This window comes from Vibrio vulnificus CMCP6, assembly GCF_000039765.1.
GTDB classification, from domain to species: Bacteria; Pseudomonadota; Gammaproteobacteria; order Enterobacterales; family Vibrionaceae; genus Vibrio; species Vibrio vulnificus_B.
The window spans coordinates 1,666,986-1,693,898 of the sequence record NC_004460.2; the positions used below are offsets into that span (position 1 = coordinate 1,666,986).

The 26,913-nt window shown below is 47.3% G+C and carries 23 protein-coding genes; 10 read left to right on the forward strand and 13 right to left on the reverse strand.

Annotated features, from left to right (window positions below):
- The first annotated feature begins 133 nt into the window (after positions 1-133).
- A complete protein-coding gene (locus tag VV1_RS22165; RefSeq protein ID WP_011082372.1) occupies positions 134-856 on the forward strand; it encodes a carbonic anhydrase in 723 nt (240 codons plus the stop codon).
- 128 nt (positions 857-984) lie between these two features.
- Here the strand turns inward: VV1_RS22165 and VV1_RS22170 are convergent, their stop codons facing one another.
- A complete protein-coding gene (locus VV1_RS22170) occupies positions 985-2,088 on the reverse strand; it encodes a mechanosensitive ion channel family protein (RefSeq protein ID WP_011082373.1) in 1,104 nt (367 codons plus the stop codon).
- A gap of 259 nt (positions 2,089-2,347) precedes the next feature.
- On the opposite strand from VV1_RS22170, the gene VV1_RS22175 reads away from it, so the two are divergent.
- Positions 2,348-2,695 carry a hypothetical protein gene (locus tag VV1_RS22175; protein ID WP_011082374.1) on the forward strand — a complete coding sequence of 116 codons (348 nt, stop codon included), beginning with the start codon at positions 2,348-2,350 and terminating at the stop codon, positions 2,693-2,695.
- 208 nt (positions 2,696-2,903) lie between these two features.
- On the forward strand, positions 2,904-4,532 hold the full coding sequence (locus tag VV1_RS22180; protein WP_011082375.1) for a methyl-accepting chemotaxis protein: 1,629 nt from the start codon (positions 2,904-2,906) through the stop codon (positions 4,530-4,532).
- A gap of 71 nt (positions 4,533-4,603) precedes the next feature.
- Here VV1_RS22180 and VV1_RS22185 read toward each other — a convergent pair whose 3' ends face one another.
- Complete coding sequence (locus tag VV1_RS22185) at positions 4,604-5,350, reverse strand: flagellar brake protein (RefSeq protein ID WP_011082376.1); 747 nt, start codon at positions 5,348-5,350, stop codon at positions 4,604-4,606.
- Between the two features lie 179 nt (positions 5,351-5,529).
- On the opposite strand from VV1_RS22185, the gene VV1_RS22190 reads away from it, so the two are divergent.
- A complete protein-coding gene (locus VV1_RS22190) occupies positions 5,530-5,805 on the forward strand; it encodes a GNAT family N-acetyltransferase (RefSeq protein ID WP_011082377.1) in 276 nt (91 codons plus the stop codon).
- Between the two features lie 53 nt (positions 5,806-5,858).
- On the opposite strand, the gene VV1_RS22195 is transcribed toward VV1_RS22190, so the two are convergent.
- A complete protein-coding gene (locus tag VV1_RS22195; RefSeq protein ID WP_011082378.1) occupies positions 5,859-6,359 on the reverse strand; it encodes a GNAT family N-acetyltransferase in 501 nt (166 codons plus the stop codon).
- A 288-nt stretch (positions 6,360-6,647) separates the two neighbouring features.
- Between VV1_RS22195 and VV1_RS22200 the strand changes: the two genes are divergently transcribed.
- The gene (locus VV1_RS22200) at positions 6,648-9,914 is read left to right on the forward strand and encodes a S41 family peptidase (protein ID WP_011082379.1); all 3,267 of its coding nucleotides are present in this window, start codon (positions 6,648-6,650) and stop codon (positions 9,912-9,914) included.
- Between the two features lie 151 nt (positions 9,915-10,065).
- On the forward strand, positions 10,066-11,247 hold the full coding sequence (locus VV1_RS22205; RefSeq protein ID WP_011082380.1) for an MFS transporter: 1,182 nt from the start codon (positions 10,066-10,068) through the stop codon (positions 11,245-11,247).
- Positions 11,248-11,305: 58 nt separating this feature from the next.
- Here VV1_RS22205 and VV1_RS22210 read toward each other — a convergent pair whose 3' ends face one another.
- The 9 genes from VV1_RS22210 to deoD all read right to left on the reverse strand — a co-directional run bounded on the left by VV1_RS22210 (position 11,306) and on the right by deoD (position 21,832).
- The gene (locus VV1_RS22210; RefSeq protein WP_011082381.1) at positions 11,306-12,145 is read right to left on the reverse strand and encodes an energy-coupling factor transporter transmembrane component T family protein; all 840 of its coding nucleotides are present in this window, start codon (positions 12,143-12,145) and stop codon (positions 11,306-11,308) included.
- Complete coding sequence (locus VV1_RS22215; RefSeq protein ID WP_011082382.1) at positions 12,142-13,866, reverse strand: ABC transporter ATP-binding protein; 1,725 nt, start codon at positions 13,864-13,866, stop codon at positions 12,142-12,144. Before VV1_RS22215 ends, VV1_RS22210 begins: the two co-directional genes overlap by 4 nt.
- A gap of 6 nt (positions 13,867-13,872) precedes the next feature.
- Positions 13,873-14,421, reverse strand: coding sequence for an ECF-type riboflavin transporter substrate-binding protein (locus VV1_RS22220; protein ID WP_011082383.1), 549 nt, complete (start codon positions 14,419-14,421; stop codon positions 13,873-13,875).
- A gap of 233 nt (positions 14,422-14,654) precedes the next feature.
- Positions 14,655-15,785, reverse strand: coding sequence for an HlyD family secretion protein (locus tag VV1_RS22225; RefSeq protein ID WP_011082384.1), 1,131 nt, complete (start codon positions 15,783-15,785; stop codon positions 14,655-14,657).
- The gene (locus VV1_RS22230; protein ID WP_011082385.1) at positions 15,785-16,168 is read right to left on the reverse strand and encodes a DUF3302 domain-containing protein; all 384 of its coding nucleotides are present in this window, start codon (positions 16,166-16,168) and stop codon (positions 15,785-15,787) included. Before VV1_RS22230 ends, VV1_RS22225 begins: the two co-directional genes overlap by 1 nt.
- A 206-nt stretch (positions 16,169-16,374) precedes the next feature.
- A complete protein-coding gene (locus VV1_RS22235) occupies positions 16,375-17,958 on the reverse strand; it encodes a diguanylate cyclase (RefSeq protein ID WP_011082386.1) in 1,584 nt (527 codons plus the stop codon).
- Complete coding sequence (locus tag VV1_RS22240) at positions 17,939-19,438, reverse strand: tetratricopeptide repeat protein (protein ID WP_011082387.1); 1,500 nt, start codon at positions 19,436-19,438, stop codon at positions 17,939-17,941. The genes VV1_RS22235 and VV1_RS22240 overlap by 20 nt, the downstream gene beginning before the upstream one ends.
- Positions 19,439-19,598: 160 nt before the next feature.
- The gene (locus VV1_RS22245) at positions 19,599-21,068 is read right to left on the reverse strand and encodes a hypothetical protein (protein WP_015727570.1); all 1,470 of its coding nucleotides are present in this window, start codon (positions 21,066-21,068) and stop codon (positions 19,599-19,601) included.
- Between the two features lie 53 nt (positions 21,069-21,121).
- Positions 21,122-21,832 (reverse strand): purine-nucleoside phosphorylase, encoded by a 711-nt coding sequence (gene deoD, locus VV1_RS22250; RefSeq protein ID WP_011082389.1) that lies wholly within the window; start codon positions 21,830-21,832, stop codon positions 21,122-21,124.
- 415 nt (positions 21,833-22,247) lie between these two features.
- Here deoD and VV1_RS22255 point away from each other — a divergent pair, with 415 nt between their 5' ends.
- Genes VV1_RS22255 through VV1_RS22270 form a run of 4 tightly spaced genes read left to right on the forward strand, consistent with a single transcriptional unit; the run spans position 22,248 to position 26,330 of the window.
- Positions 22,248-23,201: a YbgA family protein gene (locus VV1_RS22255; protein ID WP_011082390.1), complete on the forward strand. Its 954-nt coding sequence runs from the start codon at positions 22,248-22,250 to the stop codon at positions 23,199-23,201.
- Positions 23,191-23,994 (forward strand): MerR family transcriptional regulator, encoded by an 804-nt coding sequence (locus tag VV1_RS22260; RefSeq protein WP_011082391.1) that lies wholly within the window; start codon positions 23,191-23,193, stop codon positions 23,992-23,994. The genes VV1_RS22255 and VV1_RS22260 overlap by 11 nt, the downstream gene beginning before the upstream one ends.
- Positions 23,995-24,002: 8 nt before the next feature.
- Positions 24,003-25,412, forward strand: a complete 1,410-nt coding sequence (gene phrB, locus VV1_RS22265) for a deoxyribodipyrimidine photo-lyase (RefSeq protein WP_043921282.1) — start codon at positions 24,003-24,005, stop codon at positions 25,410-25,412.
- A complete protein-coding gene (locus VV1_RS22270; RefSeq protein ID WP_011082393.1) occupies positions 25,413-26,330 on the forward strand; it encodes a L,D-transpeptidase family protein in 918 nt (305 codons plus the stop codon).
- Positions 26,331-26,350: 20 nt separating this feature from the next.
- Here the strand turns inward: VV1_RS22270 and VV1_RS22275 are convergent, their stop codons facing one another.
- Positions 26,351-26,629, reverse strand: coding sequence for an Lpp/OprI family alanine-zipper lipoprotein (locus VV1_RS22275; RefSeq protein ID WP_011082394.1), 279 nt, complete (start codon positions 26,627-26,629; stop codon positions 26,351-26,353).
- Positions 26,630-26,913 lie beyond the last annotated feature (284 nt).

The following is a 26,913-nucleotide window of genomic DNA, read 5'->3' on the forward strand; positions in this document are numbered from 1 at the left end:
CATCTCAGTTACACCATGATTGTGTCTGCTTCCAAATCTCGACAGCAAACAAAGATTGCACGTTGCCCGATTCTGATCGTTTGTGATTACCATGGCGCGGTTCTATAAAACACAACGAAAGCAAGGAAAGAAAATGAAAAAAACAGTGATAGCCGCAGTGCTTGCGACCGGTCTAACGGCGATGGGATGCCATGCCGCCGAATGGGGTTATGAGGGTAAACATGGACCAGAGCACTGGGGAGAGATTGCCAAAGAGTGTGCGATGGGGAAAAACCAAAGCCCGATTGATATCCGTCAGCCAACACAAGCTGATCTCAAAGGTTTAGACCTGCACTATTCAGGCCAAGTGATTGCACTGAGTAACAATGGCCACACATTGCAGGGAAGCCTATCTGGCGAGAATGTACTGGATATTGACGGTAAAAGCTTTGAACTGAAACAATTTCACTTCCATACGCCATCTGAAAACTTGATCCAAGGTAAGCAATATCCGCTAGAGGCGCACTTTGTGCATGCAGACAAAGCGGGCAACTTGGCGGTGGTGGCTGTGATGTTTGAGTCGGGTAGCCAAAACCAAGCGTTGAACTCGTTGATTGCAAAAGTGCCAAAAGCGGGTGAGGAAGTAAAACTAGCCCAAGCGTTTGACGTTAACGACTTGATTCCTGCGCACTCCGAGTACTATCGCTTTAACGGTTCACTCACTACGCCTCCTTGTAGCGAGGGCGTTCGTTGGCTCGTGATTAAGGAAGCCAGTGAGCTGTCACCCACTCAGACGCACGTATTGATGCAGGCTATGGGCCAAAATAACCGCCCGGTTCAGCCACTTAATGCTCGTGTTGTATTAAGCAAAGAGTAACGATTGAAGATGGCATTTTGACTGGTGATTCACCGTCAGTTGGCGCCACGTATTTAATTAAAAAGCCCGCGCTGAATCATCAAGCACGGGCTTTGTTGTTTATTTGGTGTTTTGTTCTAAGGTGAACGTTACTCCGATTGAGAGCGGTTGGATTCCATCAGCCCAGCTTGAACGGGGTCAAACTTCAATGTTTGAGTCGGGAAGGCAATATCTGCACCGTTTTTCTGAATAATTTCCATCACTTTGAGTAGTACATCTTGCTTCACACCGTGGTATTCCACCCAGTTCACCGTTTTGGTAAACGTGTAGACAAAGAAGTTGAGTGACGAAGAACCAAAGCTATTAAAATTCACGATCAAGGTCTGATTTGCATCGATATCGGGGTGATGTTTCAGCATCTCACGCACTTGCTCAATGATTTGAGGTAGCTTATTACAATCGTCATAACGCACACCAATGGTTTCGTAAATACGACGATTGAGCATGCGCGAAGGGTTTTCCACCACAATATTGCTAAACACCGAATTGGGTACATACAATGGGCGTTTATCAAAGGTGCGAATAATGGTCATTCGCCAACCGATGCGCTCGACGGTGCCTTCAATTTGGCGATCCGGAGATCGTACCCAATCTCCCACTTTGAATGGACGGTCAAAGTAGATCATCAAACCACCAAAGAAGTTTGAAAGAAGGTCTTTGGCCGCTAAACCGACGATCAAACCACCCACGCCACCGAAGGTTAACAAGCCAGACAAACTCAGGCCAAACACCTGCATCATGGTCAGCGTGCCGATGGTAAGAATAAATAACCTCGCCACCTTAGCAGTGGCTTGCACTGTGGTCTCGTCGTAGCTTTGAGCAGCCAAAACATACTCTTCTGCGCGATTGACAAAGCGCATGACAATCCAAACTAGCAGCGAAATCACCATGATGAGTTTCGCGGTGCCAAGCCAAGCTAAGCTTTGGCCGGTTTGGCTTTGGACGATAATGCCAAGAGAGATGGTTCCTGGCCAAAGCCAGATAAAAGTGCTGATAGGGGTTCTAAAAGCTTCCAGCAGAAGATCATCCCAGTGAAGTCGGGTTTTCTCTGCCAACTGATGCAAGCGCGATGCGACGACGCGCCAGACGATCCATGCGATGGCGCTGCAACCTGTAATAAACAGGACACTGCCGAACCAATCCTTGTGATTACTAAAGAGTGCTCGTTGCAGCTCAATTAACCAATCATTCATATTGAAAAACTCATCGTTTGAATCAAAACCCGAAAGGTATCAGAAAATCGATGAATAACCCAAAAAAGCGATGAGAAAAAGTGATTTGCGGGTCAATGATTGGCTTTGCCTATAGCCGCTGTGTGTGAACATGATCGAGTTTTGTGCAACAAGTACCGTTTCTGAAGCAGAAAACAGCCTGTTTTTTGACTTATAACTAACACTTTAGTTATTAATTCATGAGAGTTTTCTACTCAGATTGGATGATTGGGGAAAAGTGATGGAATTTACTGAGAAGGATCGTATTGCGCTTTACGATATCTGGATGTCGCAAAAAGCAAAAATGCATATTACGCAGATGGAAATGACGCGACGTCTTGGCCTTAATCATCACGAATTCTCTGCTTATTTACGTGGCGATACGCCGCTGACATTGGGTTTTATCAACCAACTGTGCGAGCAGCTCCACGTGCAACCTTTCAAAGTGATTCCTTCACTTTCTCGTCGTGACCTCTCAACGTCGCAGACGATCTTTTTGCAAAACAAGGTCACGGTTGATGGGGTGATCCGCAACGTGTATGTGGAAGGTAATCAGGTCATTATTGAATATGAGCATCCAATTAATTGATGCTGTAAATGCATATTCTTCTACATTTCTTCATTTGCTTTTATATGGTCGTAAATTTGGCGTTTGTCATTTTTATGGCGTTAACCTTATGAAATTATTAGCATTTTATATAGACAAAAACGTGACCAAGATCTAGAATTTCGTCTTTCCAACTTTTGGCTTTGTTCCCAGAGCACGGAAGCGAACATTTGATAGATTGAGGCGTTAAATGCAATTTTCTCTAAAAAACTTGTCCGTTCGAACCCAAGTTTTAGTTCCTGTTATGTTGACTGCACTGGCTTTGCTGATTTCTCTTTGGATCACCAAAGACAAGCTGCAAGCAGAGCAAGATATCATCACTCATAACACCAATTCTCTGGTTTTCTACAAAGACACATTGGCAAAGATTGACGACGCGGTTTACCCGTTGCGAATTAGCGCGGTTTACGCCATTTACGATGCGAACCGTCGTGATGCATTCCTAGCGCAACTTAAGCAAGGTGCGAAAGAGATCAATCTGGATTTGGATCAGATGGCGAAGCAGGGCGACTTCCGCACAGAAGCGGCTGAAGTGCGTAAAGCGATCAACAACTACATCGACTATTCGACCAGTGCAGTGAGCTTCTTTGGTCGCCATGATCAAGGCACTGTCTCGGCGGCAGAATACAACCGCTTTATCGCGGATTACCGCAAAGTGGGCGATGACATGGTATCAGCTATCAACGCGATGTCGCAGAAAGTGAACCGTGTTGCTTCTGAAACAATGGCGAAAAGTAACCGTGATAACGTTCATGTACAAAACATGGCAACCATTACGGTCCTTGGTGTGTTGGCGCTCTCCTTGTTGGTGGCATGGTTCCTCTCTGGCATGATTGTGACACCCGTGATCAAGCTACAAGCGGTGATGCGTGAACTCTCACAAGGTAACCTTTCTGTTCGTGCGGACGTCGATGGCGACAATGAAATTGCGCACCTTAGCAAAGACGTGAACACCACAGCGAGCCAGTTGCACAGCACGGTGGAACACCTGATCCGTATTTCTGAAGAAGTGGCATCGGCATCAACAGAGCTTGCCGCTGTCATGACACAATCTGAAGCAAACGCGCAACAAGAGTTGGCGGAAATTGAACAAGTCGCTTCTGCCGTGAACGAGCTTGCAAGTACCGCGAACAACGTTAGCGATAACGCGACCTCGGCGGATGCAACTGCTCGTGAAACAGACGGTTTAGCGAAATCGGGTTTGGCGATCTTTAAAGAGAGTGCCGAAGCAAGCCAACAGATGTCATCGGCACTGAACGATGCCGCACGCGTGGTATTGAGCTTGAAAGAGCAATCCGTGCAGATCAACGATGTGATTGAAGTGATTCGTGGCGTTTCTGAGCAAACCAACCTGCTAGCGCTGAATGCGGCAATTGAAGCTGCCCGTGCTGGTGAATCTGGCCGTGGTTTTGCGGTAGTGGCAGACGAAGTACGTATGTTGGCGGCTCGTACGCAAGATTCAACCAAAGAAATTCAAGAGATCATTGAGCAGCTTCAACTGCAATCTGGCCTAGCCAATGACAGCATGCAAGAGAGCTTGAACATGCTAGAGCGCAACAACGAACTGACTCAACGAGCAAATGATGCTTTGGTTGGTATTACTGAAGCTGTCGCGAACATTAATGATTCGAACGCACAAGTGGCAACGGCAGCGGAAGAACAATCACAAGTGACACAAGACATCAACCGCAACGTCGTGAACATGTCTGAACTGGTGAACCAAAACGTAGCGGGTATCAGCCAAAGCGCCAGCGCAAGTAACGAACTCTCTCATCTAGCGGAAAAACAAAAAGCCCAATTGAGCTTCTTCCGTCTGTAATCACCATTCAAAACGAAGAAAACCGTCCTAGCGACGGTTTTCTTTTATCGACAAGCAACTTATCGGCACGCCTAACGTTTGAGCTTGAGCTTGGTTCCGTCAAACTTCAAATGACCAAGTAAGTTTTTCGCATTGTGCTTGCCGAAATCATCAAATTCGACACCGTAACGCGCGTAATGCGTTGAACGCTGTAAATTACAGACTTTTCCTTTCAGCGGCGCTAAGGTTGGCCCACCTGCTTTCCCGAGTAGAATCTCCAATGACACTTCATCACCCACAGTGAAAGTTCGGCTCATTGGCGCCGTGACAAAGCGACACCCGCCACGAGAGAGGTCGCGAATTTCACATTCCACCTTATAGTCATTAACGTAAGCTTTCGCCGGGAGGTTAACCTCGTAGCGCGTCTCTTTGCGAAGCTGAGCCACTTGCATGGTGCTTGGCACGCTGAGTACGAGAACGGGGAATGGGTCGCCTAAACGGTGAGTCAGTTGACTACGAAAATGGATGATGGCGCCTTCACCTCGGTGAGAAAGGGCTTTAACGTTTATCCAAAAGCCTTCTTGGAAGTAAAACTTAAGATCGTCTTCAGAAATCTGCGGTATCTCAACCAGCATGGCATTGCCAGAATGTGACCCAACAAATAGGCTTGTGGTTAAAAATTTGGTTCCAACTGGCGTCGTTACATTGAGTGTGATTTCACTACCATGTTCAATCATTGCAAGCGCATCGGTACTGTTGAAAGTGCTCGTTAAGCGCTGAGCATGATTTGGCGCTAATGCGTGATTGCGTCCTTGGAGTTTAGCCATAGGTAAATTCATTGTTCCTTATCCTAATGAAACGGCCTGCAACGTTGTAATTGTGCGGATTCATAGCGCAAAAGTTCATCTACACTGAATGAATCTAGCTTAATAAGTTTAGTGTATATGTTCAGTTAAAGATTTTATTTAGCTGTTGTTATTGATTCAATGCTGATTACGCAAAAATAGGGAGAGAAATTGTGAATCATGTCACTCATGATGAGAAAAATGCGCTTTTTCAAGTTCATTTAGAGGGGATGTACTACGCAACGGTTCGCTATCAGCTGCATGATGATGTTATGTCCATCACTTCCACTCGCGTCCCAGAAGAGCTGCGTGGAGGAGGGTATGGTAAATTGATGATGGAAGCCGTATTGCCGATTATCGAGGCACAAGGCTACAAGATCGTCCCTGTTTGTAGCTATGTTAAACATTATTTAGAGCGACACTCTGAGTGGCATCACCTGAAAGCATGAAAAAGCCAGCGAAAGCTGGCTTTTTGAGCTAAATCGTCTCGATTTGAAGTGAACTACTGGGTATTTGGGTTGATTCTTGCCATATAGTAGGTGTTAATAAATCGCCCTTCGCGAAACGAGGAATCGACGGCTTCACCTTCAATCACAAAACCATGCTTTTTATAGAGAGAAATCGCCTTTTCATTATCGACATTCACTTCGATCTGAATTCTTCTTACATTGAGCCAGTTATCTGCCAGTTCCGTGACGGTTTCGATCAACTTGCTGCCAATGCCTAAGCCGTGAAAATCATCGTGTACGCCAATGCCAAATGAAGCACAGTGCGCCGTTCTTGGCCTTTGTGAGTGCTGAAATCCAATATTGCCAACCACTTTCCCATCAACTATTGCTACATAGCTATACACACCCGCAGGGATGCTCGATAGCCTTTCCTGCCACATCGCCACTGACGGTTTTGGGAGCTGCAGGGTCTCACGTTGTGCCTTAGGTTGAGAATAAAGCTCAACGAGTGCTTCGGCGTCCTCGATTGAGGTTGGACGAATAGTAATCTCCATGCATTTCTCCTTGTTTGTTGTTGTTTTATCAATCTAACGGCATTTGTTAATGAAAACCAGATTTTTATTAACAAACTGAGTAGGTTAGAAATGGCAATAGTGAATAACCCTCAGGGCCTTGTGGATTAAGGTGTATTAGTGAATGCTGTATTAATGTTCAATCATTCACTGGTCCTATTTGATTTTTTGATGGAATTTTTCCCTGTTATCTATAGTCAAAAACCTGTATAAAAAACACTGTTTGATTCATTCAAGCTCATTCTTATTACAATAACGCAAGGAAAACGGATGCGAATTCAACGTTTTACTGCCAACTCGATTGCATTGGTCTTACTGGCCAGTCTTTCAAATCTGAGCTTAGCTCAAGAAAGTGTTGCTACAACGACCACAAACTCTCAACCCACCTGGTTGCGAGACATCGCTTTATCGCCAGACGGTCAACGAATCGCGTTTACCTACGCAGGGCAGATTTGGCTTATCGCAAGCAAAGGGGGAGAAGCCATTCCTCTCACTTCTGCTGACAGCTACAGTGAGAATCCCATTTGGTCACCGGACGGGGAATCCATTGCGTTTACGACCGATCGCTTCGGGCCAGGTGACGTTTTTTTGGTGAGCGCGAACGGCGGAGACGCAAAGCGACTGACTTACCACTTTAGCAAAGATGTTCCTTACGCTTTTAGTCCGGATGGACAAGAAGTCTATTTTCGATCGTCGCGGATCGGTGATATCGAGAGCAGTGTGAACAATGGCTTTGCGGGTAGCGCGTCAGCGCAGATCTACTCGGTGGATGTGAGTGGAGGGCGTGAAAAGCTGCTGCTTGCCAATCCAATCAGCAGTTTGTCGATTAATGGGCAAACAGGCGAGTATCTCTATACCGATTTGCCGTCACCGATGGAGCAAGAGTGGCGTAAACGCGATGTCTCTGACGCCGCGCGCGATATCTGGCGCTTTGACCCTAAAACGGGTAAGCACACAAAACTGACCAATTATCGTGGTGAAGACCGCAATGCGGTGTGGGCTGAAGATGGCCGCTCTATGTTCTATTTGTCTGAACGTTCAGGCAGCTTCAATGTTTGGCAACGCGTGTTATCCGACCCTTCGGCTGAACCCGTACAGATAACCCAACACGAGTTTTTACCTGTGCGTTTCTTATCGATTAGCCAGCAAGGTGATCTCGCCTATGGCTACGATGGCGATATTTGGTTTAAAGGCAAAGATGAAGCGGATGCTAAACCATTACAGGTGACTATTCGGCAATCCTTTCTCAGCAAAGGGAAGCGATTTGTTAACCTCAATCATGAAGCGACTGAAATTGCGGTTTCGCCGGTGGCGCCAGAAGTTGCCATAGTCGCCAGAGGTGATGTTTACGTGGTTTCTCTGCTCTCAGGGGTGACTAAGCGCGTAACCAAGACCCCGCAAGCAGAGCGTTATCTTTCTTTCTCAAATGATGGCCTTTCATTGCTTTATGCATCGGAGAGAAATGGCAATTGGGATGTCTTCCACAGCTACATTAATGATACGGGCAGAAGCTTTTCCACTTCGTTTGATGTGGTGGAAGAACAGCTTTCGGATGAAGCGGTTGACCAAACTCAGCCGCTGTATTCTCCAGATGGGACCAAGATCGCCTATCGCGAAAACAGCAATTCGATCAAGGTGTATGACATCGAAAACGACAGTTATCACGTGCTGTTAGACTCTTCGCAACTCTATTCCTACGTCGATCAGGATCTGAGTTATGAATGGTCGCCAGATAGCCAATACTTGGTGACCCGTAATCGTGCCTCCTACAACGCTGATATTGTGCTGCTAAAAGCGGATGGCAGTGAAAAGCCATTGCAAATTACCAATACCGGTTTTATTGAGGGTGAGCCGAAGTTTAGCCACGACGGGCAGATGATCTATTGGAGCACTGATCGAAATAGCTTGAGAGATATCGATAAGTGGGCGGTGCAGTCAGACATCTATCTGACGGTTCTCAACCAAGAAGCGGATTTCAATTGGAAGAAGGACGATGAGCAACGTTGGCTCGAAGAGGAGCGCGCAGCGGACTCCGGCGAAGAGCCAGGCGAGCAAACCCCACAAGAGACCGTGGTGGAGAGTAAAGGGCTCAAACATCGTACCTATCGAGTTACCCCGTATTCCATGACGCCAATTTTCAGCTACCTTTCGCCGGACAATCAATCCTTGTTGGTGGCAAACTTGGTCGGCGACGAGGTAGAGTTCACCGACATCAATACCCAAACCGGGGAAACGAACGTTCTGTTTACACGCAGCAGTGAAGATGTTGCTGCGGTGAAGATGGAGCCAGATATCGAAACCTTGGTGATTATCGGTGCGCACGGTATTGAAGAGTTGCATCTGCCAAGTGGTGAGGGCAACTATGTCGATTACCAAGCAGACGCCAATTATGATTTCCGTGCGGAGGTGGAGTACATCTTTGATCACGCTTGGCGTCAAACGGATACCCGTTTTTATGACAAAGGCATGCATGGCGTGGACTGGCAAGGCTATGGCGAGGCGTATAAACGATATCTGCCAGGGATTCATCACTACCAAGATTTTGCGGAGTTACTGAGTGAAATGTCGGGTGAATTGAATGCGTCACACACCGGAGCAAGTTACAGTAGCTACCATTCAACTTGGTCGGAGCCGGCGTCACTTGGGCTTTTTTATGATGACCAATACCGCGGCAAAGGGGTTCGTGTTAAAGCGGTGATTCCAGGTGGTCCTGCGGATATCTACCAATCTCCGATCAAGGCGGGCAGTATCATCTACTCTGTGGATGGCATAGAGGTGGCTCCAGAAATGGATATCTATCCGCTGCTGGATAACAAAGCGGGCAAACGCGTTCGTTTAAGTGTGCTCAAACCGGGTGATAAAGCCGCGCAAAATGTGCTGCTGGTGCCGACGTCGCTTGAACAAGAGGCTCAGTTGGCTTACGAGCTGTGGGTTGAACAACGCAAAGCCCTGACCGAAGAACGTTCGCAAGGCAGACTGGGTTATATCCATATTCCTGAGATGGGACCAGCGTCCTACGAAACCTTAGTCAATGAGTTATTTGGTGAGTACAACGACAAAGAAGGGGTCATCATCGATATCCGCTACAACATGGGCGGGAATTTGCATGATCAACTGATGGAAACCCTTTCCGGCACGCGCCATAGTGCTCAAGTGACGCGTGATGGCTATCAACTGTCGACATTCCCAGAGCGCCGCTGGGCAAAACCGAGCATCATGCTGGCAAACGCCGCTAGCTATTCCGATGGCTCGATTGTGCCTTATTTCTACCAGCGTGAGGGCATTGGTCAGTTGGTGGGTGAACGAGTGCCGGGTACTGGAACGGCGGTGTTGTGGGAACCACAACAAGAGCAGAGTTTGGTGTATGGCATTCCGCAGCTCGGCTTCAAAGATGACCAAGGTCGATGGTTCGAAAACCAAGAAGTGGTGCCTGATGTGTTGGTTTATAACTCACCAGAAGACATTGCGAACAATTACGATCGCCAACTGAAAGTTTCGATTGAAAGCTTGTTAGCACAATTAGACAAAACGCAGTAACTCTCTAGGGTTATCGTTACCAAAGGCTCAATACAACGAAGGTGGTATTGAGCCTTTGCTTTTTTCATCCCGATGGTTTCTTGAAGTGCATCTCATGGGTATGATGGTGGTATAACAATGCTCTTACCTAACGCAGAACTAAGGATAGCCCATGCGTGCACATCGCCATCGCTGGCAAACACCGCAAAATTTCTTATTGCTCATTTCTATCATCGTCCCTATCGCATTTTCGACTTGGATGGCGCTGCTCAATAACTTTGTGATTGAAAAGGCACAGTTTGATGGCGCCGATATTGGTTTGCTACAAAGTGTTCGGGAAATCCCCGGTTTTCTTGCCTTTACGGTTGTGTTTGTTTTGCTGTTTGTACGAGAGCAGCGCTTCATGCTGATCTCACTGGCGATGTTGACGTTGGGGACGGCATTGACGGGATTCTTTCCTTCGCTGTTTGGCTTGTTAGCGACGACGTTACTGATGTCGACAGGCTTCCACTATTTCGAAACGTTGAAACAATCACTGTCATTACAGTGGTTAAGCAAAGAAGAAGCACCGGAGATGCTGGGTAAACTGGTCTCGATTGGCGCACTGGCGTCGTTAGTCACTTACGGTGCGATTTGGCTACTGCTTGAGGTGTGGCAACTGAGTTTTCAAATGGTCTATCTGCTGGCAGGTGGGGTTGGCTTTGTGCTAGTGATAGTCATGGCGTTTGCTTTTCCTCAGTTTCAAACGACGGTGGTGCAGAACAAGAAGTTGATACTGCGAAAGCGTTATTGGCTCTACTACGCGCTCACCTTTATGAGCGGGGCGCGTAGACAGATCTTTACTGTTTTCGCAGGCTTCCTCATGGTGGAGAAGTTTGGTTATTCCGCTGCCGATATCACCTTGCTGTTTTTGGCAAACTACCTGTTCAACTTTTTGTTTGCCAAACGTATTGGCCGTTTTATCGGTGTGGTGGGTGAGCGTAAAGCATTGACCTTTGAATACGTAGGTTTGATCTTCGTCTTTGTCGGTTATGCGCTGGTGCAGTCCGCCGAATGGGCGGCCGCATTGTACATCATCGACCATCTCTTTTTTGCCTTGGCGTTGGCGATTAAAACGTACTTTCAAAAGATTGCAGACCCTGCGGATATGGCATCGACGGCTGGCGTCGCCTTTACCATTAATCACATTGCCGCGGTGGTGATCCCAGTAACATTCGGCGTGATTTGGCTCGTCTCGCCTGCCAGCGTGTTTTACATTGGCGCGTTTATGGCGGCGATAAGTTTACTGCTTTCTTTCAATATTCCCGCCAAACCGGAAGAGGGCAACGAGACTCGGATTCTCAAGTGGAGTTAACAGGCTTGTTCTATTGGGGCAAAAACAAAGGGATGCAGTGTGCATCCCTTTGTGATCATCAGAACGGGTACCAGAAGAGCTGAGGCTCGATGACACGTTTGGCAATGGCCAGTGTTACGATAAGCGCAATGCCCATCATACACAGCTTATCGGAGCGACTCAGCGGCTTTAAGCTGTACCAAGTTCGTTGGTTGTGACGGCCAAAACCACGCAGCGTCATCGCGTTGGAGATTTGATCGGCTCGATCGAGGCTCGAGAAAATCAGTGGACCAAGAATTTTCGCGACGTTTTTCATGCGCGTGAACAGGGGCGCTTTTTTACTCAGTTCGACCCCTCTTGCTTGTTGTGCATGCATGATATTGACGAAGTCTTTTTTCACTTCCGGTAAATAACGCAGTGTTAAGCTCACCGCATAAGCGATTTTGTACGGCACGCCTAAACGGTTCAAACTGGCGGCAAACTCGGTTGGATGGGTTGTGAAAACAAACACCAACGCAATCGGGAACATGCTGAAATACTTGAGCGTAACCGTCAGTAGATAGAACAAGGTTTCCTGCGTCAAAGAGTATTGACCGGGCAATGGCAATAAGACCGTCGTTGAGCCCATGAACTCACTGCCTTGCTGTGGCGCAAGGGCAAACATAAACAAGGCATTGATCAACAATACACTGGCGGTGCCGAGTAGCAATGGCTTGTAAACATGAAAAGGCACCTTGGTCATTTTGAGTAGCCCAAGGCCAACGATGATCAACACGCTGATCAAACGCAGGTCGAACGTGGTTAAGACGACCGTCACCCAGGCGATGAACAGCAAAAACTTGGTGATGCCGTTAAGCTTATGCAGCGGAGATTGGGTATCGATGTAATTGATACCAAACTTCATTTTGTTGTCTTTCATGCCACATTTCTCTCAACGGTTTTCTCTAAGCGAGAGGCTTTTTCGACATCAATAAAATGCTGCATAAAGGCGTTGGTTTCAGCCATGTTTAAGCGCGTCGCAAGCTCATACAGGCTGGTGGTGGTTAGGTTCGCTTGGTCTAGCAATGCAGGGTTACTGAAAACATCCGTCATCGGCGCGTCGGCCACAAGCTGGCTATCTGCAATCACGATTGAGCGTGTGGTGTATTCCAGTACCAAGTGCATGTCATGAGAAATGATCACGACGGTGATGCCTAGCTCTCGATTGAGCTTTTCAATGAAACTCAGCATTGAGGTGTAGTTGCGGTAGTCCTGACCTGCAGTGGGCTCGTCGAGGATCAACAGTTCAGGCTCTAGGGCGAGAATCGAAGCGATGGTGACGCGTTTCTTTTGGCCGTAGCTGAGCGCTTCAATTGGCCAATGACGATATTTGCTTAGACCACACAATTCGAGCACTTCAAGCACCTTGTCGTTGACTTGCTGCTCGTCCCAACCTCGATTGCGCAGGCCAAATGCGACTTCGTCAAAAATCATATGGTGCGAAATCATGTGGTTAGGGTTTTGCATCACCACACCCACTTTTTGACTGCGCTCGAAAATGGTCAGCTCGCTAAGATCTTGGCCGTTTAAGTAAATCGCGCCGTCATCGGGTTCAATCACGCCCATGATCAGCTTGGTGATGGTCGATTTACCGGAACCATTTTTGCCCAATATCGAGACAAATTCGCCGCGTTGCACATTGAAACTTACCCCTTCTAATGCGTTTTTCTCACCATCGTAGGAGTAGGTTAAGTTGCGCACGTCAAGCAAAGTCTCTGAACGAATGTGGTTGCTTGTCGTGTTCGCTTGGTGAAACCAATCTGCCATTGCGTGCTGATAATTGGCCAAGGGCAACTCGCTTAAGCTTGAGGGGTGATCGTCTAGCGCAAGATGGCAGCCTGCGGATTTTAGCGCCGTTAGGTAAAGCGGCTCGCGAATACCATATTGTGCCAATAATGGCGAAGCAAGCAGCTCGTCTGGCGTGGTATCAGCCATGATCTCACCGTCATCCATCAGAATGATGCGGTCGACGTGACGATGCAGCACATCCTCGAGACGGTGCTCGATGATGACCACGGTTTTGCCTGTCTTGCGATGGAGCTCATCAATGATTTCAATGGTGCGTTTGCCGGTTTTTGGATCGAGCGCTGCCAAAGGTTCATCAAACAGCAGAATATCGACATCATCCACGAGAATACCTGCCAGTGAAACACGTTGTTTCTGTCCGCCCGAGAGATCGTGTGGCGAGCGTTGCAACATTTGCTCAAGGTCCACCATCTTCGCGGTGGCTTTGACCAGCGAGTACATCTCAATGTTCGAGGTGAGCTGGTTTTCAAGTGCAAACGCGATGTCTTCACCGATGCTTAAACCGACAAATTGGCTGTCGGTGTCTTGCAGCACTGTCCCAACCTGTTCGGTGAATTGGTGCATGGCGAACGTCGCCGTTTCTTGACCGTTGATGGTCAAAGAGCCGGACACTTCACCTTTGATTGCGTGGGGGATAAGCCCATTTAAACACTGGCCAAGGGTAGATTTACCACTACCACTTGGACCAATAATGACGATTTTCTCTCCTTTCTCTATCCTTAGATTGATATTTCTTAGCGTCGGTTTGTCCAGCGACTCATATCTAAAAGAGAAGTTAGAAAATTCGATTGTCATTCGACATTAAGCCTCTGTTAGGTTGCGGCTTTGTTTATTGCGTTTCGCTACCGATTTCAAAATGAAGTAGCCAACGATAGCGATTAATACGGTGTTACCAGAAGCAATGATGGTGAGCTGCGTGAACACTTTAGTGAACGGTTCTGCATACAAAATGGTGTCGAGAAATGCGGAACAGCCGTAACCAAATACGTTGCCAAGCAGTGCGAGCACAACAAAGAGAGAGAAATCTTTGAGATTGAACTCGCCTTTCTCTAAGCGATTACGAGTAAGAGAAGGGAATAGACCAATGATAAGGCCGACAATGCCCGAACCAAGAACCCAGGTTAGCCAAACGCCCCAGCCGGCAAAAAGATCCGTGACCCAGTGGCCAATAAAGCCCACCAAGAAACCCACTAAAGGACCAAACAGAACCGAAAATAGGGCAAGAACCGCCATGGCTGGTTTGAGGGTGGTGTTTGCAAACACGGGGATACCAAACATGGGTAACCCACCAATACCATAAAGAGCAGCACCGATGGCAATCACCACAACGGTTTTAGCGGAAAGATTCATAGATAACCTCAGTTCAATTGTCTAAAGAACGTAACTTGCTGTTTTCGTTATTTCCTTCAAGGCTTTAACCAAGAAGTGGCACGATGTTGCGCCTTGGATTATTTTTTCAGCAAGTGGAAAAATAAGGCGCGCATTATACAGAAGAAACCCTCAAGTGGGAATGCTATCTGTCTGGATGTCTAGAAAGCAATCAGGGGCTTAATGTCAGCCCCTGATTACAATAAAACGTAAAATTAATGATCGAGATAGAGGTAGTTTTGCCAGCTCTTCATACGAATAAGCACTTTACGCATGATGGAGACGTGGGTGAAACTGTCTGAGTACACCGCCACTTCCACCGCAGTGCCCATTGGCAGATGATACTCGCTCAAATCATCGGTGATTCGCAACGTCGCAAATACGCGACCACTGGTGCGCAGCGCTTCTGTGCCGAGTAGTGCGCCACGAGCTTGAAATTGGCTTTCACCAATGGCTGGAAGCACCTCAATCACTTCACCTTTAAAGACTTTACCTGGTAAGGCTCGGAACATGAATTCGGCTTCAAAACCCGGTTGTAGGCGTTGAAGTGAGTTCTGACGAAATGCCGCCGTGTAGATTTTCTCTTCACTGTGGACAAACGTCATCACAGGCGCCAGTGGCAATGGTACTGACATCACACCCGGGCGAAGTGCCAATTGGGTGACATAACCGTCGGTCGGAGCGCGCACAACAGTCTGCTCAAGGTCAAACTGTGCTTTGCGCAATTCCGCTAATAGCTGTGCGACCTGAGTGTTTTCACCTCCGACTTCGGAATCCAAAGCAATCTGCGCTTGCTCTTGCTTCGATTGTGCGACTTCAAGAGCGGCTTGCGCAGCTTTGAACGCTTGACGAGTGGTGTCCATTTGCTGCTCTGTGAATGCGCCTTTCTCGTAGCCACGCTTATAACGTTCGTATTCGCGTTTCGCTTTATCACGCTCGGCGATGGCTTTGATAACGGCCGCTTCCGCTTCCTTCAGTGTGGACTCCAATCCAAGTGCACCTTGGCTGGCTTCTTTGACTTTAGCTTCGAGCTTGGCCACTTCTGCTTCAAATGGGATAGGATCAATACGGAACAGCACATCTCCTTGCTTGAGCGGTTGGTTTGCTTGAACGGGCACTTCAATCACGCGACCACGAACGCCCGACACGATTGGAGTGGTTGAGTAAACTTGGTTGCCCAATTGAGTGAATGGGTGGTTATAGTTCATCAATAAAATCAGTGTACCGATGAGCACCACGCCACCCAAAACAGCGGTAGGTACCGTCCATTTATTCAATGGGATCTTAAAAATCTTAAAAATCGCAATACACAATGCGGTGTAAGTGAGGATCAACAGTAAATCCATTATTGCTTCTCCTCTTCACTGGTAACGACGGGCGTGGCAGGCGCACGTTGCGCATTTCTCAATTGATCCACTTCCTCACGAAGCTGTTTGACTTCATCAATTAATTGATCAACACGATGGTGCATGTCGTGCTGTTCTTCTTCGAGTTTTTGGAAGCCCCAACCGCGCTCTTTGCGCCATAAAGTTGCCCAGATCCAAAGGAAAGGCCAAATGGTGTGTAGAGTGAATAAACTTACCCAGCCTGCGTAGTGAATAGCGTCTTGATGTGGGTGTTCACGTTCTTTAGCGATTTCGTAAGGGATATCGTGAATCACGATGATGCCGTAGAAAATCACTAAAGCGACGAAAACAAGCAATCCCAATGCGAAATAATCGAGAAACATCTTACTTCCTTGCTCTAATTGAATTGATGAAAATTGGTAAACAAAAGGTGAACCAAGTGGGATAAGTATTCGCGAAATCTCTCATTCACGCAAGGCAATAATGAAAACTATCAAGTGCTTATGGGATGGAGCGCAAGGAGTGCCTGAGTCGGGTATTGAGTGCAACAAAAAAGGCGGCAGTGCCGCCTTTAATCGAAAGGAAAAGGTTACTCTTCAATACAAACTTGGTTACGGCCGTTGGCCTTGGCGCGATACAACGCTTTGTCGGCGCGATAGAAGGTGCGCTGGGTATTTTCGCCGTCACGATGCATGGTAATGCCAATCGACACCGTTAGGCCGCGCTCACCAAGAATTTCTCGCCAACCAAACTGGAAAATACGTTCACGATAGTTTTCGGCATGAAGCTCTGCTTTCGCCAAATCAGTATTTTCAAGAATGACCAGAAATTCCTCTCCACCAAAGCGCACGCAAGAAGCGCCACGAAAGCGGAAATACGCCGCCAACTCCGATGACACATTGACAATCGCTTTGTCGCCCACCAAATGGCTAAGCTCATCGTTGATCGATTTAAAGTGGTCGATGTCAATCACCATCAAGGCAAATGTAGTGTCGTGCAACAACAGATCCTTCAGTTTGACATCCAACCAACGACGGTTATGCAAGGCAGTAAGAGGATCGGTGAAAACGTCTTGTTGTAGTTGAGCAACGGTGTTCTTGTGTTGCTGAGTGGTCTCTTTGAGCTCTTTGTTTTCGATTTCAGAGAGGATTAATTTCAACTGTAATTCAAAACGAGAGATACGGCGTAATTGAGCTGCCCCCAACTCACTGATGGGAATATGTTTCATCAGATCGCTTTCGATACGGAAGCCTTTTTTCTCAAAGACTAACGCCTCTTTGAATAGTCCTTGAGCGGCAAGAACTTCGCTCATTGCCTGATAAAACTGTTTGGCAATGATAGGGGATGCTTTCATCTCGATGTTTTTGGATGAACTGGTGAGCAGCAGATTCGCCAACTCTTTTTTGCCAATAGCACAAAGCGAGTAGGTCATCTCAATGCGGTTCATGACCGATAACCAAGTGGAGTTCAAGTTGCCTGAAATGTACTGCACTTTGGAAAGCGATAGTAGGGCCGACACGTAATCTTTCTCAAGACGATGGATTTTTGCTTGATAGAGAAGAATTTGCCCAGAAAGAATTTTGTCACTGACGAGGATACTCAGTTCTTCACACTCTTTGAGTAGATCCTTCGCTGCACTAATACGACCAAGGTTGATGTAACAAGCGAGCATGTAGAGCTTGTAACGCAGGCGTAATGAGCGGCTACTGATGGCGTGATCGATACCATCGATTTTTTGGTAATAGCGCAGCGCGCGTTGATGATCGCCATACGCGTCGCACAAGTTACCCATCCCCAAGACTGAGGTCACATACTCATCAAGAAAGCCGTGTTCGACGGCAATGTTTGATGCCCCAACGTATTCATTGAGCGCACTGGCGTAATCCCCAATGTCGACCAATCGCTCGCTGAGATTGGCTTTGACCGTCAAAATGTCTTCCGCATTTTCCGGTAGAGTGAGCAGCGACAAGGCTTCTTTCAATTCATCAATACTGAGCTGTACTTGTTTCAACTTGAAACGATATTCTGCACTGATGATGTAGCAGTGGGCTTTTTCAGTATTGGTCGAGGCGACGTGTTGCCTCACGTGGTTCCATAAGATGATCGCTTCTTCACCAGACACAGAGGTTGGATCAAAACCGGCATCAGTTACTTTACTCAGCAGCTTTTCCATGTTTTTTCTTTCCCTTGGTCTTGGTTCTGTGTGAATCCTCTAATTGTTCCAGTGTGAATGGGAAGGTGAGGATATCTTGCAAAGAGAGTTGAGGTAGCGGGCCGTTCAGCCCTCGGCGCTGCCACGGGTAGATCGAAATCATGGTGGAGACGACATGAAAAAGGGCGTCTGCAGGTTCGTCTTTTTCACTGATTAACATGGCTACGCGATCGCTGCTCAAGCGAGAGATGAGATCTTTTGGTGTCGACAAGCTATGCGCTAACTCGGTACACACTTCCAGATACGCAGGATCAGCATGTTGGATCATGATGATGGAATGGTTGGCCTGCTTGAGTTCGGTTTTAAATAAGACCAGTTGTTCCCACCAATAGGTTTCAGACACCACATTCGAAAACTGACGCTCTGGATCGTATTCGTGCTGGGCTCGAATGCGGTTAATGAGTTTGCGTGCTCGCTGTTCAAGTTGACGTTTGGAGCTACGTGCTTTGTCCAGACTAACGCGGCTAGTTTGCTCTCGCAGCATTTGCAGCGAGTAGTGGCGATACTTGCGAAAGGCTTGATAAGCCACCTCAAAGTTGCCTTGCTCTTCCGCCACTTTAGATTGCTGGAAACAAATTTGGCTTAACAGCTCACCATTATCAAATTGCAACGCAGAGATTTCAGCTTGATCGAGTAAGACCGAAGCATTAAGGGTATTTTTCCGTAGCAGCTCTAAACGCGCGCGGCTGATAAATGAATGGGCTTTCATCCACGTGAGGTTGTGCTCAACCGCAAGATCATGTGCTTTTTTGGTTGCCTCGTCGGCGGCATCCAAACGCTCCAAACCTAGTAAGGCTAGACCGCGAAAATCCCAGATTTCCGCTTGCCATGTGTTGTCGGGGTAGTCTTTGAGTACTTCGCTAGCCCCATCCAAGATGGTCAGCATTTCCACGTAGTTATTGAGCAGGTAGTAATCCCAAGCTAACAAAATACGCGCTTTGCCTTCCGCCCAGTTGATACGTGCATTGTTTGCAACTTTAACTGCGAGTTCGTGCGTCGACGCAGCCAGTTTGTAATCGTTGGTGATGCGCCAAACGTTGCCCAAGCCAATTAACGCTTCAATTTGTATCTCGGTTTCATCAATTAACGCAGATTGTTCCAGCGCGTTAATCCAGTATTGCTGAGCAGAATAATATTTGGCTTGACCCCAGTATTGTAGGGCATGCAAGTGGAGAATTTGTGGTAGTCGATCGTCGTTGTCGAGGCGGTTTTGTTTGCTGTGGGCTTCTTTGATGAGTTTTAAGCCACGGCGGTAATCCATCAAACACCAACAGCAGTGGGACTGGATTAAAAGGGCTTCAATTTCCGCTTCTGGGTAGACAATTTGCTCGGCGCGGATGTAGCACTGCTCGGCAACTTTCAGTACCTCCGCAGGCTCACTATTTACGCGAGCTTTGATTTGTCTGAGTTCAGCGTCTAACTGAAGTTGGCTTTTATCCAAAATTTACATCCATGCGATTCAGTTGGCGTACAACACGTTCATTATATTGACGTGTCAAAAATTCGCATCATTCATCCGCAATAATTTACTGAGTTAATACTAAATGAATGACAATATTGGGTGTCGTTTCACATAATCTTAACCCAGACAGACGATAGTGCTAGGACAGAAGCTGTTTAATGGTCAATGGGCTATCTGTAACACCTAGTCGTTGGGCTGGCGTTTGTCCATGTTTATCTTGATAGCACAAATTATGCCAAGCTCTGAAAATGTCGAGTAATGGTAAGACGCCACCCGGTCTAAGTTTTCGTCTTGGTTCGTTGACAAACCCTTCAAACAATAACTGAAAACGTGACTGATAGAACGAGATATTTCGCGTGGTTGCTTTGTTAAACCATTGTTCTGGCTGATTTTTGTTACCTGCAAGATAACAAATACCTTTGAGTTTGCTGCCTTGGTTGGCAATCGCCCAGCGATCTCGCCACCAACTCATGTAGACAATGTCAAACTTTTCAAATGATTGGGTTAAATCCCAACTAGGATCTTCGTCGACATACAGTAGGTCAACATTTTGACTTTGAATTCGAGGGAGGCAAACACTCAGTGCCGCAGAGCGTAATAGCGGATCTTGTGGCATGTAAAGTGAGACGCGTCCAGCTTCGTTGCACATATCCAGCACATGCAAATAATGCGCATAAGAGGTGTAAGGCGGACGAACTACGGCTCCTTTGGTCGGGTAGTTGAAGGTCGCCATATTTCCCATAGGATCTTCAACGTTGCCGCGGGCCAAAATGGTTTGGTATTTCTGGTCAATACGTTCACGCAGATAATCAGACGGTGTGTTTTCTGGCTCTTTTGCCTCTGCAGTGTACTGCGGAGAAACGAAGCGTGAAACCGCTTCATAGGGGTTGTGATCAACCGTACCTAATGGCTCTTCTTTGGCAGAGTAATTCACATGTTGGCAAAGAATATAGCCAGAATGCGCGTCACCTGTGGCCATCCAATACACACCATTGTCGCTATTGGGTTGCAAGCGTTGGTAATGAGAAGCGAGTTCGTAATTGAGCGCATGATTGACCCATCGCGCATCAATCGTTGCCAATTTACGGCGGCAACGGCTGGCAATGTGTTCAACATGGTCATAAAACGTTTTTGGGTTGATGGCCAGTTTACGGCAAATCTCGCGCACCGAGTAACCGGTGAACAACAAACCCATCAAGTTTTCTTGAAACTGAAGCTTCTTGTTGGCGCCAGACCACTTATCGACAAACGTGGATTGACAGGATTTGCAGCGATAGCGTTGGCGATCACCACTGTAGCCAAAGGCATGGTAGAGATGTTTGTGGGTGTGAACAGAAAGACCAAAATTTGCGCAGTCGTCGTTGCGACACGCTGGCAAACCATCACTGTGAAGTTGACGTAAGCGATGCAGCTCATTCAACACTTCACGGTTGTTAAGTAAGGGGGGGAAAGCTCCACATTCACGACAGACCATCGCTGGACGCTTAGGGTTCGCATGTTGCAAAACGTATCGTTTTGCATCGCTCAGACCAAAGTTGTCACACGCCAATGTTTTACAAAAGTTGAGTTGTAACCCATCTGCGTCTTTTGGCAGTTCGCCGTTAGACACGATCGCCCCCTCGGGATTATTCGGATGGCTGGGCGAACCCAGCCAATTAAACATTAAAGATTGATGGCGGTTTCTAGAGCCACTTTCATCATGTCGTTGAACGACTTCTGACGATCTTCAGAGCTTAGTTTCTCGCCACGGATGATGTGGTCAGAAACAGTCAGAATAGTCAGTGCTTTTGCTTTTAGATCCGCAGCCACACCGTAGATGCCTGCTGCTTCCATATCCACACCTAGGATGCCTAGTTTTTCCATCTTCTCGAAGATGTCTGCTTCTGGTGTGTAGAAAAGATCCGCAGAGAATACGTTACCGACTTTTACTGGTACGTTTTGCGCACGTGCTTGTTTCACCGCTTCTTCCAACAGACCGTAATCCGCCAGTGCAGCGAAATCGTGATCGTTAAAGCGGATACGGTTTACTTTAGAATCCGTCGAAGCACCCATGCCAATCACAACGTCCATCAGGTTAACGTCGTCGCGCACCGCACCACAGCTACCAACGCGGATAACATTTTTCACGCCGTATTCAGCGATCAGCTCGTGAACATAGATACATGCAGATGGGATACCCATACCGTGGCCCATAACAGACACTTTTTTACCTTTGTAAGTGCCAGTGAAGCCGAACATGTTACGAACGTCACAAACTTGTTTTACATCTTCCAAGAAGGTTTCTGCGATGTACTTAGCGCGTAGCGGATCGCCTGGCATCAGTACGGTTTCTGCGAAATCACCTGGTTGTGCGTTGATGTGTGGGGTTGCCATAGTATTCTCCAATATTTCTATTGAGGTAATTGTCATCAAAAACAGAGTCAAATTACCAATTCTGTTGAAACTGTTTTCGTTCGTTGAGGCAATACTAGCTAGATAATTCGCCATTCCATGAGAGGTGTCTCACAAAAGCTCCTGATTATACATTTATAATCCCAATTGATAACTAAAAATGTTGAAACTTAAAGGGCAATCGATTTGCCATGGTTGAAGCGCGTCACGGGGGCGCTGGGAGGGGATGGGAGCGTCGCAATTTATGGGGTAATTGTTACATGTTAATAACCTATGACATGGTTTAGTAACGTTAATTGTGGATTTTTTCTTTATGTGTACAAAAAAAATATTTGTACAACTCAAGTTTGCTTGCTATAAATTGTACAAGTAATTTTTTTGTACAAGGGTGGCGAGCATGAATTCTTCTAAATTAAAGATCGGTATCAGTGCATGCGTGTTGGGCGATCAAGTCCGTTTTGATGGGGGACACAAACAGAGTCGTTTTGTGGTTCAGGAGCTGATGCCACACTTCTCCTTTGTACCCGTTTGCCCTGAGGTGGGGATGGGAATGCCTGTACCACGCCCGACGATTCGTCTTATTTCGAATGAAGAACGAATCGCGATGGTGGAAACCAAGAATCCAGACAAAGATTACACTGAGCAGATGCTCTCTTACTCTGAGCAGCAAGTTGATCGATTAATGGCGCACTCTTTAAGTGGTTACATTGTCTGCGCAAAATCACCCACCTGTGGCATGGAGAAGGTCAAGGTCTACAAAACTCATGGCGCGGAAAAAGAGGGCGTTGGTTTGTACACTCAAACGCTGATGCGCAAAATGCCTTGGTTACCGGTGGAAGAAGATGGTCGCCTGAATGATCCTGTGCTGCGTGAAAATTTCATCACTCGTGTTTATTGCCTGCATGATTTTAATACCAACGTGCTAAATCAGTTGTCGCGCAAAAGCATCGTCGAGTTCCACTCTCGCTACAAACTGACCTTGATGGCGCATCATCCCGCGTCGTACCGCTCGTTAGGGCGTATGGTGGCATCCATTGCGGAGTACGATTTGCAAGAGTTTGCCTATCAGTATCGTGAAGGACTAATGAAAGCCTTAACCCATCGTGCGAGCCGCAAAAACAACACCAATGTGTTAATGCATCTGCAAGGTTATTTTAAGACGGCACTGAACAAAGAGCAGAAAAGTGAATTGGCTCAAGTTATTCATGATTACCGAACAGGTTTATTGCCACTGTTGGCACCGTTGACTTTGATTCGCCACTACTTAAATACCCATCCTGATGGCTATTTAGAAAGCCAGAAATTCCTTAAACCTTATCCTCAGGAGTTGAAACTGCGTTATGGATTGTAAACAACCAATGGACAAAAAACTGTATGCCATTCGCGAAGTGTCAGAGTTAACAGGGGTAAAACCTGTGACGCTACGAGCCTGGCAAAGACGTTACAATTTGGTCCAGCCAGAGCGTACTGAGAAAGGGCATCGACTCTACAGCGAAGACAATATTGAGATGATTCGCGAGATTCAAGGTTGGCTCGCCAAAGGCATTGCCATCGGCAAGGTGAAAGATCTGCTGGCAAATCCCGACGCCGAAGGCGCGTTAGCGGTGGAGAGTCGTGAGTTAGATGAAGTTGAACGAATGTTGTCGGCTCTGTCTGTACTGAACGCAGGTAAGGCTGAGTCGGTGTTAAATACGGTGCTGAAAGAGTATCCATTTACGGTGGTTTGCGATCAGTTCTTATATCCGGTCATGACGGCATTGGAGCGGGTTAAAAGTACCACTCGTAGCCTACAAAAAGGCTTACTTCGCTCTATGCTGCATACTCGTCTCACCTTTATTGTCGAAGCGGAGCGGAAAGCGGCCACGAAAGGCAAGTGCCTACTGCTTTCCTATGAAGGCGGAGACTTTATTGCGGGATGGATGGAGGCGGTGACGTTAAGCGAGCAAGGTTGGTATGTCACTTTGATTGATGGAGTGGAAGATCTCTCTGGGCTCGATTTTGCCGATGTCGCCGAACACTATCAGCGTGTGCATATTTTCTCGCATCGAGCGTTGCAAGAGAAGCAACTCAACATGGTTAAGTCCATGCTCGATAACAACAAAGTTACGTTGAGCGATGTTTTGGCTCGACTCCAATTTGGGTAGGGATGGCAATGAAGCTGGTTTGGTTACGCAGAGACTTGCGCAGTGTGGACAACACTGCGCTCAATCATGCCATTGCGACCTCACAAGAGGTGGTTGCCTGTTTTGTGGCCACCCCTTTGCAATGGCGTGATCATCATATGGCGCCTATGCAGGCCGATCTCATTGCACGACGTTTGGCGGTGTTGGCGGAAGAACTCAACGCGCTCAACATCCCACTGTTGTACGACGAAGTGGATGACTACGCTCAAAGCGCAACACGCGTTGCTAACTGGGCTGAACAATTGGCGGTTAGTGAAGTGGTGCTTAACCGCGAATATGAAGTCAATGAGCGTGTTCGTGACGAACAGCTGGTCAATCAGCTCGCATCATCAGAGATTGGTGTTCTAGATGTTGAAGATAAGTGTGTGCAGGCACCTGGCTGCGTGTTGAATAAACAGGGGGACTATTTCAAAGTCTTTACACCGTTTAAAAAAGCGTGGCTGAAATCGTTTGTTCCACCACAGATCATTAAAACCTCAGCGGCGCAGCCGGTTGTATTGCCTGAAGCGCTGCAATCATCACTTTGGCATGAGCAGGCGCCGTTTAGCTACCCACGACAAAGCAGCGAGGAATGGTCTGTTGATTCTCAACAGATTCGTGAGACGTTAAGACACTTCTGTCATGAGGAAGTGGATCGCTATCATGAGCAGCGAGATTTCCCTGCCACGGCAGGCACCAGCGTGCTGTCTCCTTATTTGGCGATTGGCGCCATTTCGGTCAGGCAATGCATTGCACGACTGTATTGGCAGCAAAGTTATCTGTCGAACGGACGTGAAGTGTGGTTGAGCGAGCTTATTTGGCGTGAGTTCTATCATCACCTGATTCATTTTGAACCCAAGTTGGTCAAAGGGCAGGGTTTTGTCGAGTGGGAAAAACATCTGTTGTGGCCTGCAAAACCGGACTGGTTTGATCGTTGGTGTCGAGGGGAAACGGGCTATCCCATTGTGGATGCCGCGATGCGGCAACTCAACCAAACGGGATGGATGCATAATCGCTTGCGTATGATCGTGGCCAGTTTTCTCACCAAAGATTTGCACGTCAACTGGCGGTTGGGAGAGCAATACTTTATGCAAAAACTGGTGGACGGTGACTTTGCGGCCAACAATGGTGGCTGGCAATGGTGTGCCTCGACAGGGTGTGACGGTCAACCTTATTTTCGGATCTTCAATCCAATTACGCAGGGAGAGAAGTTTGACCCGAATGGCGAATTTGTGAAGCACTGGCTACCAGAACTAGTAGAGGTGCCGAGTAAGTTCGTTCACCAGCCGTGGAATTGGCCAGGTCACATGCAGTTAGATTACCCAGCGCCAATGGTTGATCACAAACAGGAAAGAGAGATAACCTTGTCTTTGTATACCCAAGCCAAGGATTGTCTCTGAATGAAAATGCCAAAACCCACATTGATTACGCTTTTCTGTGCGGCATTGATGAGTTGGAAGAGCGACGCTGCGACTTATGATCTTCCCGCGGAAGGCAGTCGGTTGATTGGACGCATCCAGCATCATGTTGTTGAAAAAGGCGAAACCATGGCGAACATCGCCAAGCAATATGATGTGGGCTTTCTGGCCTTGATGGCAGCCAATAAAGGGGTCGACCCATTTCTGCCTCAGGAAGGTTATGTGCTTTCCATCCCTAGTGAAATGGTGCTTCCGCCCGTGGAGTACCAAGGCATAGTGATCAATTTAGCGGAGTTAAGGCTTTATTATTTTGAGCCCGAGTTGGGTAAGGTGCACGTTTTTCCGGTCGGAATTGGCCGAGTCGGGCGTGATACGCCAGAAATGGTCACGTCGATTCGTGAAAAACGACCGAATCCAACCTGGACACCTCCCGCTTCCATTCGTAAAGAATATCGAGAAAAAGGCATCGAGCTACCTAAAATTGTCCCGGCTGGGCCAGATAACCCGCTGGGCGAGTACGCCCTTCGCTTAGCGTATGGCAGCGGTGATTATTTGATCCACGGAACGAACAAAGATTTCGGTATCGGTTTACGCGTCAGTGCTGGCTGCATTCGCATGGAGCCAAAGGACATTGAATGGCTGTTTTCTCAAGTGGACAAAGGACAGAGAGTGAAGATCATCAACCAGCCGGTGAAAGTGTCCCTTGAGCCGGGGCGAATTGTTTACCTTGAAGCGCACGAGCCGCTCACCAGAAGCAATGGGGTTCAGGATGAGTTAGTTGTGCCAATAGAGTTGGATTGGTGGTTGAGCGAGTTAAATCTGAATGATGCGAAAGCGAAAGCGGTGATTGCAGCACAAAATGGTGTACCAGTAGAGGTAGCTGCGCCAGGTTTTGAATAACCTGACGCAGTTGACAGCAATTACTTCGTGTACGACTGAGCGATGTTATCGATACGCTCGTTCGCACGTTCCGCTTCTTCTTGAGCTGCCATGGCTGCTGTTGCAGCTTCTTTGGCTTTCATCTCAGCGTCCGCTTGATTGCTCTTAAGTGCAGCCACTTCTTTTGTCAGTACATCGACTTGATTCTTAAGATCTTCTACCTGCGCCATTGCTGCTTTGGTTTGTTCATCTGGCCCCGATGCACAACCGGCAAGTAAAAGAACAGAAGAGGTGGCAGCTGCAATTAGGATCTTATTCATAAAAACTCCTTGTTCTATAATTGTCTGTCATTATTGACACTAATGTCATATGACTCTTTGATTGTAGCGACAATAAATGACAACAGCGAATTAAAAAGTGAGCAACGTCCACATATTGAAGGATTTTTACCGAGTTCTAACAGAGATGAGACGTTTTTCTGTGTTGTGTGTCGGATCTGGTTAGCCTATTGCTTGACATGAACTTGGGTAATCGAAGTTTTAGGCCGATGTTTCCTGTGAAATGTGGATAATTTTTCTGTGATCTCTATCCTTTATTGTGTGGT

What these genes read in the sequence shown, in the direction of transcription:
- VV1_RS22235 (WP_011082386.1), bottom strand. Translation starts at nt 17,958, where the DNA reads ATGGAAAAGCTGCTGAGTAAAGTAACTGATGCCGGTTTTGATCCAACC.
- deoD (WP_011082389.1), bottom strand. Translation starts at nt 21,832, where the DNA reads ATGGCAACCCCACACATCAACGCACAACCAGGTGATTTCGCAGAAACC.
- VV1_RS22195 (WP_011082378.1), bottom strand. Translation starts at nt 6,359, where the DNA reads ATGGAGATTACTATTCGTCCAACCTCAATCGAGGACGCCGAAGCACTC.
- VV1_RS22220 (WP_011082383.1), bottom strand. Translation starts at nt 14,421, where the DNA reads ATGAATCTTTCCGCTAAAACCGTTGTGGTGATTGCCATCGGTGCTGCT.
- VV1_RS22165 (WP_011082372.1), top strand. Translation starts at nt 134, where the DNA reads ATGAAAAAAACAGTGATAGCCGCAGTGCTTGCGACCGGTCTAACGGCG.
- VV1_RS22170 (WP_011082373.1), bottom strand. Translation starts at nt 2,088, where the DNA reads ATGAATGATTGGTTAATTGAGCTGCAACGAGCACTCTTTAGTAATCAC.
- VV1_RS22210 (WP_011082381.1), bottom strand. Translation starts at nt 12,145, where the DNA reads ATGAAAGACAACAAAATGAAGTTTGGTATCAATTACATCGATACCCAA.
- VV1_RS22275 (WP_011082394.1), bottom strand. Translation starts at nt 26,629, where the DNA reads ATGAATAAGATCCTAATTGCAGCTGCCACCTCTTCTGTTCTTTTACTT.
- VV1_RS22180 (WP_011082375.1), top strand. Translation starts at nt 2,904, where the DNA reads ATGCAATTTTCTCTAAAAAACTTGTCCGTTCGAACCCAAGTTTTAGTT.
- VV1_RS22225 (WP_011082384.1), bottom strand. Translation starts at nt 15,785, where the DNA reads ATGGATTTACTGTTGATCCTCACTTACACCGCATTGTGTATTGCGATT.
- VV1_RS22230 (WP_011082385.1), bottom strand. Translation starts at nt 16,168, where the DNA reads ATGTTTCTCGATTATTTCGCATTGGGATTGCTTGTTTTCGTCGCTTTA.
- VV1_RS22205 (WP_011082380.1), top strand. Translation starts at nt 10,066, where the DNA reads ATGCGTGCACATCGCCATCGCTGGCAAACACCGCAAAATTTCTTATTG.
- VV1_RS22175 (WP_011082374.1), top strand. Translation starts at nt 2,348, where the DNA reads ATGGAATTTACTGAGAAGGATCGTATTGCGCTTTACGATATCTGGATG.
- VV1_RS22185 (WP_011082376.1), bottom strand. Translation starts at nt 5,350, where the DNA reads ATGAATTTACCTATGGCTAAACTCCAAGGACGCAATCACGCATTAGCG.
- VV1_RS22270 (WP_011082393.1), top strand. Translation starts at nt 25,413, where the DNA reads ATGAAAATGCCAAAACCCACATTGATTACGCTTTTCTGTGCGGCATTG.
- phrB (WP_043921282.1), top strand. Translation starts at nt 24,003, where the DNA reads ATGAAGCTGGTTTGGTTACGCAGAGACTTGCGCAGTGTGGACAACACT.
- VV1_RS22200 (WP_011082379.1), top strand. Translation starts at nt 6,648, where the DNA reads ATGCGAATTCAACGTTTTACTGCCAACTCGATTGCATTGGTCTTACTG.
- VV1_RS22255 (WP_011082390.1), top strand. Translation starts at nt 22,248, where the DNA reads ATGAATTCTTCTAAATTAAAGATCGGTATCAGTGCATGCGTGTTGGGC.
- VV1_RS22215 (WP_011082382.1), bottom strand. Translation starts at nt 13,866, where the DNA reads ATGACAATCGAATTTTCTAACTTCTCTTTTAGATATGAGTCGCTGGAC.
- VV1_RS22260 (WP_011082391.1), top strand. Translation starts at nt 23,191, where the DNA reads ATGGATTGTAAACAACCAATGGACAAAAAACTGTATGCCATTCGCGAA.